Raw genomic sequence first — 12,791 nt, forward strand, 5'->3', positions numbered from 1 at the left:
GTAACCGGAGGCCCCCACGCTCACCACTGCTCCGGCGGGTCCGCCACCTCGTCCTCGGGCAGCTCCGCCGGCTCGGCCACCCACCCCGAGTAGACCGGCAGCCCGTGCCACGGCCCGCCCGCCTCGTCGGTGGCCACCGCCACCACCGCGTACGGGTGCCCGAACCGCAGCTCCGCGATCCGGGCGATCCCCTCCGGCGGCAGCCCCGCGACCATCCCGAACGCGGTCACCGCGGCGGCCTCGAAGCCGTACCGCCCGAACCGCGCCACCGCCGACTGCACCGCCTCGAACGGCGGCTCCGCCAGCCCGAGCAGCGCGCCCAGCGCCCGGGCGGCCCCGTCGAAGCCGAACCCGGCCGACGTCAGGTCGTGCCGGCTCTCCGCCGACCAGCAGGGCAGCACCGCCCCGGTCCGCTCCTCCCGGCCGTCCCGGGCGAACGTCCGGGTCTCCTCCTCCCGCACCGTCCACTGCGTCGTCTCGCCCAGCGGCAGGTCGAACAGCGACCGCCGGCCCGGCTCCGTCCCGCCCGGGACGGTGGCCGCCGTCGCGGCGAGGTCCTGCGCGGCGGCCAGCACGTCCGCGGCCGGCACGTCCGGCGCGGCGGCCACCGACACCACCAGCAGGCCGGCCCCGCCGTCCGCGGGCCGGGCCGGCGCCACGTGGACCGCCACGTCGCCGGCCCGGTCGGTGGTCGCCACCCAGCAGCGGTGCCCCCGCGGGGGCGTCCGCAGCACCCGTCGCAGCCGGCCGGCCCAGGCGCTGCCGCCGCCCAGCTCGGCGGCCGGCGCCAGCTGGAACGGGTCGGCCCAGGACACCCGGGTGGCCAGCGCGCTGGCCAGGATCAGCAGGGTGTCCGGGGCGACGGCGATCGGGAACCGCTCGATCAGGCCGCCGGTGCGCTCCCGGGCCCAGGCGTCCAGCGTCGCCTGGTCGGGCAGTGGCCCGCGCTCGGTGCGCTCGGGCAGGCCGGCCCGCCAGGCCGCGAGCTGCTCGAACGGGGTCCGCTCCCAGAGTGCGGTGGCCGCGGCGACCAGCGGGTGCGGCTCGGCGAGCAGCGCGCGGGCCGCCGCCGCGGCGTCGTCCGCGTCGGTGCCGAGCGCCTCGGTGAGGGTCGCCCGCGCCTCGCCGGTCGCAGCCGGGCCGGTGAGCGCGAGCAGCAGCCAGGCGCCCAGCGGCGAGGCGACATGGTGGGCGTCGCCGGCGGCGCGGTGCAGCCGTTCGGCGTAGTGGGCCAGGGGTCCGTGGAGAGGGTTCACCGCTCCACTGTGCCGGTCGGCGGCGCGTCCGGCACGCCGGTCAGGACCACAGCTCGAACGGCTCGTCGATCCGCTCGCCGGCCAGGAACGCCGGCAGCAGCTCCGGCAGCCGTCCCGGGTAGCAGCGCGGCTGCTCGGCCACCACGTCGGCCACCGGCCACCAGCGGAACCCGAAGTAGTCCTCCACCTCGTAGTCCAACCGGTCCGCCTCGTTCACGTCCGGTCCCGGCCCGGGCAGCCGTACCGGCACGACCACCTCGTCCTGGAGGTGCCGCCGCTGCCGGTGCCGGAAACTGGCCCGTCGCCGCCAGGTCGGCGCACCCACCTGCGCCGGCGCGACCACGATGCCGGCCTCCTCGCGCAGCTCCCGCACCGCCGCCTCCAGGTAGGTCTCCCCGGGGTCGAGGCCGCCGCCGGGCAGCTCCCACCAGGTGCCCAGCACGGGATGCTCCGGGTCGCGGGTGTGGAACAGCAGCACCCGGTCGGCGGCGTCCAGCACCACCAGCCGGACCGCTTCCCGCTCGAACAACGGCAGGTCGTCGGGCAGCTCCGGGTCCACGGCACTCCCTTTCGTCTTCGGCGACGGCGATCGGCCGGGCCTGCGATGATGGCGGCGATGTCGCAGCTGTTCGGCGAGGTGGCCGGCGCCTACCACGAGGCCCGTCCAGGCTATCCGGCGGAGATCGTCGCGGCGATCCGCGCCTACCACGGCGGCACGCCCGAACTGCTGGCCGAGGTGGGCGCCGGCACCGGCCTGGCCACCGCCACCCTGCTCGGCCTCGGCGCACCGACCGTCTGCGTCGAGCCGGATCCCCGGATGGCAGCGGTGCTGGCCGCACGTTTCCCCCAGGTCGACGTGGTGACGGCCGCCTTCGAGGAGTGGACCCCGCCGGGCGCCGGGCGCCCCGAGGACTGGTTCCCCGCCGACATCGCCGGCAGCGGCCTCTTCACGACGGTCGACGGGTTCGGCGGCACCGTGGTCCTCGACCTGCGCACCACGCTCGTCCTGGCCCGCCGGCGCGCCTGGCCCGCCCCGGTGGGCGTCAGCGAGTGGCCAGGATGGCGCGCCGACCCGGCTGAAGAGCGCTCAGCCGGTCACCGGCCGACCGGTGCGCTGTCGGCGGGAGCCGAGGTGTCCGCCTGCACCGGGCGGCCGTAGGTGACGGCTTCGCGGACGAGCCGAGGCGCCCTCTCGGCGAGCTGCGGATCCGGGCGCGCTCCCAGCGCGTCGTTGACGGTGGAGAACGCGAGCCGGAACGCGATCCAGGTCGTCGCCTCGAAGATCTCCCGATCACGGAGGCCCGCCTCGCGGAGGCGCGCCACGTGGCCCTCGGTCGTGGCGTTCGGATCCTGGACGACCTGACGAGCCCAGGCGGCCAGCGCGTTCTCCCGCTCGGACAGGACACCGTCAGAGCCGCGCAGCACGCTTGCGGCGCTCGCCTCGTCACTGAGTTCGGCCAGCCTGGCACCCCAGGCCAGCGCGCAGTAGGCGTCGCCGAGGGCCGCGGCGGTGGCGGCGACCAGCACGGCCACCTCCCTCGGCGACAGCCCCGAATCGGCCAGGAGGTCGGCACGCAGGGTCTGGAAGGACGCCAGCACGTCGGGACGCCAGCACCAGACCCGAGTGAGGTTGTTGACGTAGCCGTCCGAGGTGAGGTCGTCCTCGTAGGCGGCAGTCACCGCCGGGCTCTGCGGCGGATCGGCGAGGAACGCAGCCGGAGGGTTCATGGGCTCAGTCTGCGGCACCGGGCCACCGCCCCGGAGTCCGATCAACGACAGCTCGGGCGGCGCATTGTTCTCCCGTCGCCCTGCCTCACCCTTCGGGGGCGTGCAGCGACGTCGGGGACAGCAGCGGCTGAAGCGCGGCGTCGTCGATGATCCCCGGCGACCTACGGGCCACCCCCGCGAGGAGGTCGGCGACCTGGACCCGTGGATCGTCACGGGAGTCGACCATCACGAGCCCGGCCAGGGGCGACACTCCGGCGGGCAACGCGCTGGCCCGGTCGGCGCCCGCCGCCGGTGGTCCGCCGTGATCGGCCAGCGCCTGCCGGAGACGGGTCAACCGGTCCGCCGTGAGGGCGCTCTGCTCGTCGTGGATCACCAGCACCTGTCGCTGCCCGCCGCTCCAGGACAGGACCGTTTCCGCCAGCGCCGGCAGCATCGGTTCCAGCGGTGGCGGAATCGACCGGTCGTCGTTGTCGAGCCTCGTCACCACGGCCCACACATGGGCCGGGTCCAGCCCGTCGAGGACGGCGTCGGCCGGTGTGCCGAGGCCCCTCCGCACCAGCGCATCCCGGGCCTCGAAGAACCGCTGCACGGTCCGGCGATCGGGATGCCGCCGTTTGGTCCGGACCAGGTCGACGAAGGCCGCCAGGAAGACATCCCAGTCGCCTCCGGCCGCGCGTCCGGCCCGGTACAGTGCCAGAGCGGCCGGACGGTGATCCCGCGTCAGGCGGGTGCCGGCCGCGTACGACGGCTCGGCCAGCAGCAGGTCGACGATCCGGGTGACGAGGAAGAACTCCTTGTCGACGAGGTGGACGGACGCCCGGCCCCGCAGCGCCCCAAGGAACCACTCCCGCGCCCGGGCAGCGCCCGGGCCGCGAAGGAACTGCCCGGACTTGAACTCGTGCGGCGAGAACCGGAACCCGGCCCGCAGCGCGGTGATCAGCTCGACGGCCTCGTCCACGGCCAGGTCGACACCCGCGTGCGTGATCACCGGGCTGGCCGAATGGAGGAGGTTGGTGCCCGAGAATCCGGACTCGTCGCAGGCGATCTGCACGACGGCGCCGACCACCGCATCGATCGGCGGGAGTCCGCCCTGCAGAGGTGTTCGCACCCTCGATGCACCCATGCCGACCATGGTCGCCCGGGCACCAGCATCGAGCATCCCTATTGTGCGCGGCAGCTCACTCCGGAGACGGCCCGGCTACGGGGAGCAGCGGGCGTTCCCCCGCCTCGCGCCCGGGCGGGGCCGGGATAGGCTGCCCGCCGTGGCAGGTCTGTTGAGGAACGTGGCGTCGCGGCTCGGCCGGATCGCCGGGGGCGCGGCCGCGCCCACCCGTACCGCCGGGCCGATCCCGGCCCAGGTCGCCCGGCGCCGCCAGGTCACCGCGTTGCAGCGGCGCGAGCTGGCGTACGCGCCGGAGCTGGACGGGCAGGCGGACCCGGGGGAGATCGTCTGGACCTGGGTGCCCTACGAGGACGACCCCCGCCAGGGCAAGGACCGCCCGGTGCTGGTGGTCGGCCGGAACAGCCGCACGCTGTTCGGGTTGATGCTGTCGAGCCAGAGCGACCGCGACGGCCAGCGGCACTGGCTGGCGCTGGGCCCGGGGGAGTGGGACCGGGACCAGCGGCCGAGCTGGGTGCGCCTGGACCGGGTGCTCACCATGCGCGAGGACAGCATCCGTCGCGAGGGCGCGGTGCTGGACCGGCGCCGGTTCGACCGGGTGGGCCAGGCGCTGCGGACCGGCTACGGCTGGCGCTGACGGGCACCGCTCAGCATTCGCCGACGAGCTGGCGGGTCGTGCGGGCGGCGCCGACGGTCTTCGCCTGGTACATGGCCGCGTCGGCCCGGCACAGCGCGTCGGTGAGCTGGGTGGGGCTGTGCACCGGGGCGAGCCCCACCGAGGCGGTCACCCGCACGGTGCGGGCGCCCAGCGGGATGGGCGCGGCGAGCGTCTCGCAGAGCCGGCGGGTGGCGTGCTCGATCCAGCGCCGGTCCACCGTCGGGCTGACCAGCAGGCCGGCGAACTCGTCGCCGCCGAGCCGGGCGACCAGGTTGTCCCCGGCGAACGCGGCCAGCCGCTGCGCCACGCTGATCAGCACCTGGTCGCCCGCGGCATGGCCGTAGCGGTCGTTGACCTGCTTGAAGTCGTCGAGGTCGAGCACGACCGCCACGAGCGGCCTGCCGGCGGCGTCGGTGAGCAGGGTGGCCGCCAGCCGGAAGAAGGCCCGCCGGTTGGGCAGCCCGGTGAGCGGGTCGTGGCTGGCCGCGTGCCGTTCGGCCTCCAGCTCGGCGTGGAGCAGCTCGATCTCGGCCTCGGCGCGCAGTGCCCGGCGGCGCAGTTGCCAGGCGGAGACCAGGGCGCCAGCTGCGGAGATGCCGGAGGCGACGGTCATCGGATCCGGCACGCGCCCTCCCTCACCGCGGCCCCGGCCTCGCCGGACGGTGCCGGGCCGGACCTGTTCTGTCTGCTCGCAACCGGGATCCGGGTAACCGAACGTGAACGTCCGGGTACACCGCACGTGCGATATCATGCTCGCTGTCCATTGCAGATGCAATAGCAGATGCACGTGCATCTCCGTCCTCAGTCGACAGCCCCCCGTCGCCACCCACCGCTCCTCCCCGCGGCACCGGCTGGCTCTTTCCGCGAAGGACGCCCCATGCAACACGCCTCGAACGGCGTACCCACCACCGAGCTGCCGCCGGTGCGGTGGCTGAAGAGCCGGCGCAGCAACCCGAGCGGCAACTGTGTCGAGCTGGCCGAGCTGCCCGACGGCGGCGGCATCGCGGTGCGCAACTCCCGCCACCCCGAGGGGCCGGCGCTCATCTACACGGTCGACGAGATCGCCGCGTTCGTGCTCGGTGCCCGCGACGGCGACTTCGACCACCTGATCGCCCGGCCGCCGTCCCGCTGACGGGACCGCATCCTCCGTCCGGAGGAGTTCACCTCACTGTCGGTCCATGGCATGCTTACTCCTCGCCGGGCTGGGGCGTCCGGTCAGGACAGTCGGCAAAGGACGGCCAGGTGACGACGGTGCCCGTCGAGGGAGGCCCGACCAGCGGTCCGACCGTGCTCCGCATGCTGCTCGGGGTGCGGCTGCGCCGGCTCCGGGAGGGCGCCGGGGTGAGCCGGGAGAGCGCCGGCTGGGAGATCCGCTCCTCCGAATCCAAGATCAGCCGGATGGAGCTGGGCCGGGTCGGTTTCAAGGAGCGCGACGTCGCCGACCTGCTCACCCTCTACGGCGTCACCGCGCCCGACGAGCGGGCGGCCCTGCTCAGGCTGGCCCGCGAGGCGAACAGCCCCGGCTGGTGGCAGCGCTACGGTGACGTGCTGCCCGGCTGGTTCCAGTCCTACCTGGGGCTGGAGGCCGCCGCCGCGCTGATCCGCACGTACGAGGTGCAGTTCGTCCCGGGGCTGCTCCAGACCCCCGCGTACGCCCGGGCGGTGGTCCTGCTGGGCCACCACGACGCCCCGCCGGCGGAGGTCGACCGGCGCGTGCGCCTGCGGATGGAACGCCAGGGACTGCTGCGCCGCGGCGATCCGCCGCAGCTCTGGGCGGTGCTCGACGAGGCGGTGCTGCGACGGCCCGTCGGTGGCCCCGCGGTGATGCGCGAGCAGGTGGACGCGCTCATCGAGGCGACCGCCGCGCCGCACCTCCGGCTCCAGATCGTCCCGTTCGCCGCCGGTGGGCACGCCGCCGCCGGTGGGTCCTTCAGCATCCTGCGCTTCGGTGACCAGGACCTGCCGGACATCGTCTACATCGAGCAGCTGACCAGCGCGGTCTATCTCGACAAGCGCGACGACCTCGACCACTACGCGGCGGCGATGGAGCGGCTCTGCGGCGAGGCCGCCCCGCCCGAGCGCACCCCCGAACTGCTGGCCCGCGTCCGGGACGAGCTCTACGCGGCCTGACGGCACGGTCCCCCGGTTGACTCCCGCTGAGCGGCGGAGTAGCTTCTGAATCGATACAGCACTGAATCGATCCAGAAGGGCAGACCGGTGAAGCCGACCCTGCAGGACGTCGCGAACGCGGTGGGCGTCTCCCGCAGCACCGTCTCCAACGCCTACAGCCGGCCCGACCAGCTCTCCGCCGCGCTGCGGGCGAAGATCCTCGACGCCGCACGCCGCCTCGGCTACCCGGGCCCCGACCCGACCGCCCGCTCACTGCGACGCGGCTTCGTCGGCGCGATCGGGGTCCTGTTCACCTCCGAGCTGTCCTACGCCTTCACCGACCCGTTCGCGGTGCGCTTCCTCGCCGGCGTCAGCCAGGTGGCCGAGCAGCACGGCACCAGCCTGCTGCTGGTGCCCCTGCCCCACGACCGCGAACGGGCCCGGGCCGCCGTCGACAACGCCGCCGTCGACGGCTTCTGCGTCTACTGCGTCGGCGACGAGGAACACGTGCTCGGCGCGATCCGCGACCGAGGGCTGCCCCTCGTCACCACCGCCCCCGCCGCGGCCGGCCCCGCCGACCGCTTCGTCGGCATCGACGAGCGCGCCGCCGCCCGGTCCGTCGCCGCCCACGTCGCCGGCCTCGGGCACCGGCGGGTGGCCCTGCTCGGCGACACCGTCCTGCCCGACGCGCCGCCCGGCCCGCTGCGGCTGGCCGCTCCGCGCGACGCGCCCCACCCCACGACCCGCGGCCGGCTCGCCGGCTTCGCCGACGCGTTCGCCGCCGTCGGCGTCCCGTGGTCGGCCATCACCGTGCTCAACGCCACCGGCAACAGCCGGGCCGCCAGCGCCGCCGCCGTCGCCCCGGTCCTGGCCGGCGACGACCCGCCCACGGCCGTGCTGGCCTGCTCCGACGTGCTGGCGCTCGGAGTGCTCGACGCGGCCGGCCCCCGTTCGGGCCTCTCGGTCAGCGGCTTCGACGACGTCGCCGAGGCCGCCGACGCGGGGCTGACCACCGTCCGGCAGCCGGCCGAGGAGAAGGGTCGCCTCTCCGCCGCACTGCTGCTGGAGCCGCCGGCCGACCCGGCCGACGGCCACGTCCTGCTCCCCACCGACCTCGTCGTCCGGACCTCCACCGGTCCCGTCCCCAGGAGTTGACCATGGAACACTCCACCGGATTCGTCCTCGCCGTCGACGCCGTGACGCGGCACGTGAACTCCGCCCGCCCCGACGCCCCGGTCCGTCCCGACCGGCCCCGCGCGCCCCGGCTGGCACCCACCCGGCTGGCCGCCGCGGCGGTCCTGCGCCGCCTCGCCGACCGGATGGAGCCCCGCCCCGCCGCGCTGCCCACCTGCCGGCCCTGAACCCGGGTCGCCGGCCCGCCAGGGGTGGCCGGCGCCACCCCCGGCGGCCCGGAACCGCCCCGATCGGCACGCAACCGGGCACCGGGTTGGTGCGGCGCCCCGCCGGCCAGGCACACTGGACCACCATGTCGCCGTTCACGCCCTCGCTCCGGCTGCACGACCGGTACGTCCTGCGCGAGCGCATCGGGCTCGGCGGGATGTCCGAGGTGTGGCGGGCCGACGACGAGGTGCTGCACCGCCCCGTCGCGGTCAAGGCCCTCGCCACCCAGCTCGCCGCCGACCCGCAGCTGCGCGCCACCATCCAGCGCGAGGCCCGCGCCGCGGCGCGACTCACCCACCCGCACGTGACCCAGGTGTACGACTACGGCGAGGCCACCCTCCCCGACGCCTCGGTGGTGCCCTACCTCGTGATGGAGCTGGTCGAGGGGCAGACCCTCACCGACCGGCTGGCCGGTGGGCCGCTCGCCTGGCCGGAGGCCGTCCGGCTGGCCGGGCAGATCGCCGCCGCCCTCGCCGCCGCACACCGGATCGGCGTGGTGCACCGCGACATCAAGCCCGGCAACGTCATGCTCACCGAGACCGGGGCGAAGGTGCTCGACTTCGGCATCGCGACCCTGGCCGGCCCGCGACACCCCCTCGCCGGGCAGACCGGCGAGCTGCTGATGGGCACCCCCGCGTACTTCGCGCCGGAGCGGATGACCCCCGGCCCGGCGAACCCGGCCAGCGACGTGTACGCCCTGGGCGCCCTGCTCTACCGCACCCTCACCGGGCGTGCCCCGCTGCCCGTGCAGAGCTGGGACGACGTGCTCGACGTGCAGGCCCACCGCCCCCCGGTGCCGCCGCTGCGCATCCCCGGGCTGCCCGCCGACATCGCCGAGCTGACCCTGGCCTGCCTGGCCGTGGACCCGGCGCGACGCCCCACCGCCGTCCAGCTCGCCACCCGGCTCGGCGCCGGCCACCCGGCCGACCCGCCGACCGCGATCCTGCCCACCGTGCCCCGGCCGGAGCACCCGCCGACGCTGATCGAGCGGGCCCCCCACCCGGTCCCGCCGCCGCCTGCGCGGCCGACCGCCCGGTCCAACCGGCTCGTCGGGGCGCTGGTCGCCGCCGGGGTGGTGCTGCTGCTCGCCCTGGTCGGCACGCTGCTGCTCGACCACAACTCCGACACACCGACCGGCACCGGGCCGGTCGTCGGGCTGCCGACCGGGCCCTCGACCGGCACCGCGCCCGCCGAGGAGCCCAGCCCGTCGACGCCGTCCGGGCCGGCCACCGCCCAACCGGCCACCTCCGGTCCGGCGGACACGCGGCCCGCGCCGGTCACCCTCCGCCAGCTCGCCGCGCGGTTCGGCGACGTCGTCGACCAGGCCGTGGCCGACGGCCGGATCGACCGGAAGACCGCGAACGACCTGCGCGAGAAGGCGGCCGAGCTGGACCGCGGCAAGCCCAGGGACCGGGCCAAGCGGGTCGACGACCTGCGCGAGCGCATCGACGACCTCGCCGAGGACGGCAAGCTCGACGACGGCACGGCCGCCGCCCTCCAGGACCTGCTCGATGCGTACGCGGGGCTGCCCGGGGGCGGCCGGGGCGAGGGCTGAGGCGCCCGGCTCCGTCGGCCCCACCGGGTCGCCGGTCCGGGTCCGGCCGGCGCGCCGGGTCGGGCCTCCGGCTCAGGTCAGCCGCACCGGGTCACCCGCCCGGACCCGCCCCGCGCGCACCACCTGCGCGTACGCGCCGACGCACGGCTGCGGCGCCAGCCCGTCGAGGGGCACCACCCGGTTCAGCCGGGCCGGGACGCGCAGCGCCTCCGGGTCGCGGGGGAGCGCGCCGTGCGCCAGCGTGGGCACCGCGCAGCGGGGTGTGGGGGCCAGCACCCGCAGCACCAGCTCGGCGCCGATCCGCAGCTCCCGACCCGGCCAGTCGTTCTCCTCGAACCCGGCGCCGGCGGTGTCCAGCACCAGGTTCGGCCGGTAACGCACCGCGTCCACCGTGCCGGACGGCAGCTCCGCCCCGATCCGCCGCAGCGTCGCGGTGGTCAGCAGGTGCACCGGGGCGAAGTCGACGAAGCCGCCGGGCGGCGCCGCGCCCCCGAGCCGCCCCTCGTCCACCGGCACCGGCACGGCCACCCCGGCGGCGAGCACCTCCTCGGGGTGGGACCGTTCGAGCACCGCGTCCGGCGGCGGGGTGTCGACAAGCGTCACCGGTTCACCGAGCAGCGCGGAGAGCACCTCGTCCACGCCCTCGTCGCCGGCCGACACGCTGCGGCCGTCGGGCAGCGCGATCCGCACCGCGCCGTCCCCGCCCGTGGCCGCCAGCGTGGTCAGCGCCCGCCACCGGTACGGGTTCTTCGCGCTCGCCACCCGCCCGGTCTCCCGGTGCAGCAGGGCGAGCCGCCGGTCCCCGGCCAACCCGGACGCGTCCACGGCCACCGCGTCGAGATCCTCACCCAGCAGGGACTTCACCGGGTAACGCCGGATTCCCACCACCCGCCCGATCACCGGGCACCACCCACCCGGACCGTCGCCTCGACCAGGGCGGCCGCCTCGGGCAGCCGGGCCGCCTCGAACGGCCCCAGGCCGGTCCGCCGCACGACGGCCTCCGCCGCCGGCGCCAGCGGCCCCGCCTCGGCCACGTATGCCGACAGCACCTCGGCCGCCGCTGCCCGCAGCGGGAAGGAACGGTCCACCGCGGCCTCCGCGATGATCAGCGCGGTCATCGCCCGGTCCAGCGCGGGCGGCCCCTCGGCGGCGCTGGCCCAGTCGATGACGACCGGGCCGGCCGGCGTGAGGAGCACGTTCTGCGCGTGCAGGTCGAGGTGCAGGAGCCGGACCGCCGGATCGGTCGAGCGGGGGGCGGGCAGCGCGTGCAGCCGGGCGTGCAGGCCGGCCAGCAGACCCGCCCCCGACCGCGGCGTGACCTCACCCGCGACGATCGCCTCGAACAGGGTCCGGCCGGCCAGCCGGTCGAGCACCAGGTCCGGACCGTCGGCGTGGTGCACCCGCGGCACCGGGTAGCCCACAGCGTGCAGGTGCCGCATCACCTTGGCCTCGGCGCGCACGTCGCCACCGGACCGGTACCGGCGCAGTACCCGGCCGCCGTCGAGGGCGTACACGTCGGCGGTCCGGCCGGAGGCCAGGGGAGCGGTCGCCGTTGCACCCGGACCCGTGGTGCCGCCGTCGGCGGACCGGACCGCGCCCTCGGCCGGAGTGGCCGGCATCGGCTACCTCCCTTTCCGGGCCGGCGGGCCCCACCGGCCCACCGTAGGCGATCCGTCCGACGCCGGTCGTCCGTACCCAATGGAGGGTCTCCGCCTCCCCGGCGCCGGTCCCGGCTCGGGCCACCGGCGGCACGGCCCGGCTGGTTCTCGTGGTCGCCGGGCACGTCGCCTCGTAACGTTGTCGGATGATCGGAAACGCGCAACTCCTCGTCGGCCCCCGGGTGGCGGCCCCGCGCGCCGCGGAGCCGGCCGGCGAAGGACCCGTCGGGTGGGTCACCGGCCTGGTCGAACGGCTCGGCGGCCCCGGGGCCGGCCTCGCGGTGGCCCTGGAAAACATCTTCCCGCCCATCCCCAGTGAGGTGATCCTGCCGCTGGCCGGGTTTACGGCCAGCCAGGGGCGGATGAGCCTCATCGGGGCCATCGCGTGGACGACGCTCGGGTCGGTGCTGGGAGCGCTGGCCCTCTACCGGATCGGCGCGGCCCTCGGCCGGGACCGGATGCGGGCCCTCGTGGGCCGGCTGCCACTGGTCAAACTGGAGGACGTCGACCGCACCGAGGCGTGGTTCCTCCGGCACGGCGTCAAGGCGGTGTTCTTCGGCCGGATGATCCCGATCTTCCGCAGTCTCGTCTCCATCCCGGCCGGCGTGGAACGGATGCCCGTGCCGGTCTTCCTGCTCTTCACCTCGCTGGGCAGCCTCATCTGGAACAGCGCGTTCGTGCTGGCCGGCTACCTGCTCGGCGAAAACTGGCACGTCGTCGAGGCGTACGTCGGGACGCTGCAGAACGTGGTCATCGTGGCCTGCGTGGGCGCGGTCGGCTGGTTCGTGGTCAGCCGGGTACGCCGGGCGCGCCGGCCGGACCCCACCCCGGCCGAGCCGCCCCGGGGCACCCTGTACCGGGGCGGCTGGTGGACCCCCGAGGACCCCGACGACCGCTGACCACATCCGGCTGCGCGATCTGGGCGGACTGCCCGGTTCGCGCGGTGAGTCGGTGGCGCTGAGTGGAACGCTATGTGTGTCTCCGGGGCCGGGATACACCCATACCGTTCCACTCACCGTGTCGACTGGGCGCGGTGTCCGGTTCGCGAGTGACCGGCGGCATCCCGGCGGTGGAATGGCCGGCGGGTGGGGGTCGTTGTATCCGGGTGAACGGCCGAGGACCACGCCCCGCCCCCCGGGGTGACCCGCCTGCTGGTGAGGTGGGTGTGCCTGGCCGGGAATGACAGTGGCCGGTCGGTCGTTGTACATGGCCCCGGCGCTGCGAAGAGGCCCCGCCCCGCGCGCCGGATGATCCCCCCAAGACTTTCCCTTTGAGCGCCTGACGGTGCTTGCGCACACCACCCTCA

15 protein-coding genes are annotated in these 12,791 nt (G+C 75.7%); 8 read left to right on the plus strand and 7 right to left on the minus strand.

The features are described 5' to 3' along the window. Nucleotides 1–20 precede the first annotated feature (20 nt). A complete protein-coding gene (locus ABZS80_RS26485; RefSeq protein WP_355059960.1) occupies nt 21–1,256 on the minus strand; it encodes a hypothetical protein in 1,236 nt (411 codons plus the stop codon). 40 nt (nt 1,257–1,296) lie between these two features. Continuing rightward, nucleotides 1,297–1,815 (minus strand): NUDIX domain-containing protein, encoded by a 519-nt coding sequence (locus ABZS80_RS26490; RefSeq protein WP_355059962.1) that lies wholly within the window; start codon nt 1,813–1,815, stop codon nt 1,297–1,299. Between the two features lie 57 nt (nt 1,816–1,872). On the opposite strand from ABZS80_RS26490, the gene ABZS80_RS26495 reads away from it, so the two are divergent. Continuing rightward, complete coding sequence (locus tag ABZS80_RS26495) at nt 1,873–2,415, plus strand: hypothetical protein (RefSeq protein WP_355059964.1); 543 nt, start codon at nt 1,873–1,875, stop codon at nt 2,413–2,415. On the opposite strand, the gene ABZS80_RS26500 is transcribed toward ABZS80_RS26495, so the two are convergent. Both ABZS80_RS26500 and ABZS80_RS26505 read right to left on the minus strand, forming a co-directional pair. Beyond that, complete coding sequence (locus ABZS80_RS26500) at nt 2,352–2,984, minus strand: carboxymuconolactone decarboxylase family protein (protein ID WP_355059966.1); 633 nt, start codon at nt 2,982–2,984, stop codon at nt 2,352–2,354. The genes ABZS80_RS26495 and ABZS80_RS26500 overlap by 64 nt on opposite strands. A gap of 85 nt (nt 2,985–3,069) precedes the next feature. Continuing rightward, a complete protein-coding gene (locus tag ABZS80_RS26505; RefSeq protein ID WP_355059968.1) occupies nt 3,070–4,092 on the minus strand; it encodes a DUF3800 domain-containing protein in 1,023 nt (340 codons plus the stop codon). A 154-nt stretch (nt 4,093–4,246) separates the two neighbouring features. Here ABZS80_RS26505 and ABZS80_RS26510 point away from each other — a divergent pair, with 154 nt between their 5' ends. Next, on the plus strand, nt 4,247–4,741 hold the full coding sequence (locus tag ABZS80_RS26510) for a type II toxin-antitoxin system PemK/MazF family toxin (protein WP_355059970.1): 495 nt from the start codon (nt 4,247–4,249) through the stop codon (nt 4,739–4,741). A 10-nt stretch (nt 4,742–4,751) separates the two neighbouring features. Here ABZS80_RS26510 and ABZS80_RS26515 read toward each other — a convergent pair whose 3' ends face one another. After that, the gene (locus ABZS80_RS26515; protein ID WP_355059972.1) at nt 4,752–5,387 is read right to left on the minus strand and encodes a GGDEF domain-containing protein; all 636 of its coding nucleotides are present in this window, start codon (nt 5,385–5,387) and stop codon (nt 4,752–4,754) included. 252 nt (nt 5,388–5,639) lie between these two features. Between ABZS80_RS26515 and ABZS80_RS26520 the strand changes: the two genes are divergently transcribed. From ABZS80_RS26520 to ABZS80_RS26540, 5 genes are all read left to right on the plus strand, one after another. Beyond that, complete coding sequence (locus ABZS80_RS26520; RefSeq protein WP_151462419.1) at nt 5,640–5,894, plus strand: DUF397 domain-containing protein; 255 nt, start codon at nt 5,640–5,642, stop codon at nt 5,892–5,894. Between the two features lie 110 nt (nt 5,895–6,004). Then, complete coding sequence (locus ABZS80_RS26525; protein WP_355059974.1) at nt 6,005–6,892, plus strand: helix-turn-helix transcriptional regulator; 888 nt, start codon at nt 6,005–6,007, stop codon at nt 6,890–6,892. 87 nt (nt 6,893–6,979) lie between these two features. Next, nucleotides 6,980–8,026: a LacI family DNA-binding transcriptional regulator gene (locus ABZS80_RS26530; protein ID WP_355059976.1), complete on the plus strand. Its 1,047-nt coding sequence runs from the start codon at nt 6,980–6,982 to the stop codon at nt 8,024–8,026. Between the two features lie 2 nt (nt 8,027–8,028). After that, nucleotides 8,029–8,232, plus strand: coding sequence for a hypothetical protein (locus ABZS80_RS26535; protein WP_355059978.1), 204 nt, complete (start codon nt 8,029–8,031; stop codon nt 8,230–8,232). A 125-nt stretch (nt 8,233–8,357) separates the two neighbouring features. After that, nucleotides 8,358–9,827 (plus strand): serine/threonine-protein kinase, encoded by a 1,470-nt coding sequence (locus ABZS80_RS26540; protein ID WP_355059979.1) that lies wholly within the window; start codon nt 8,358–8,360, stop codon nt 9,825–9,827. A gap of 72 nt (nt 9,828–9,899) precedes the next feature. Here ABZS80_RS26540 and ABZS80_RS26545 read toward each other — a convergent pair whose 3' ends face one another. Both ABZS80_RS26545 and ABZS80_RS26550 read right to left on the minus strand, forming a co-directional pair. Further along, the gene (locus tag ABZS80_RS26545; RefSeq protein WP_355059981.1) at nt 9,900–10,727 is read right to left on the minus strand and encodes an MOSC domain-containing protein; all 828 of its coding nucleotides are present in this window, start codon (nt 10,725–10,727) and stop codon (nt 9,900–9,902) included. Then, the gene (locus tag ABZS80_RS26550) at nt 10,724–11,446 is read right to left on the minus strand and encodes a phosphotransferase (protein ID WP_355059982.1); all 723 of its coding nucleotides are present in this window, start codon (nt 11,444–11,446) and stop codon (nt 10,724–10,726) included. The genes ABZS80_RS26545 and ABZS80_RS26550 overlap by 4 nt, the downstream gene beginning before the upstream one ends. 185 nt (nt 11,447–11,631) lie before the next feature. Between ABZS80_RS26550 and ABZS80_RS26555 the strand changes: the two genes are divergently transcribed. Then, nucleotides 11,632–12,384, plus strand: coding sequence for a DedA family protein (locus ABZS80_RS26555; RefSeq protein WP_355059984.1), 753 nt, complete (start codon nt 11,632–11,634; stop codon nt 12,382–12,384). Nucleotides 12,385–12,791: the final 407 nt, after the last annotated feature.

This window comes from Micromonospora sp. NPDC005305, assembly GCF_040607315.1.
Classification (GTDB): Bacteria; Actinomycetota; Actinomycetes; order Mycobacteriales; family Micromonosporaceae; genus Micromonospora.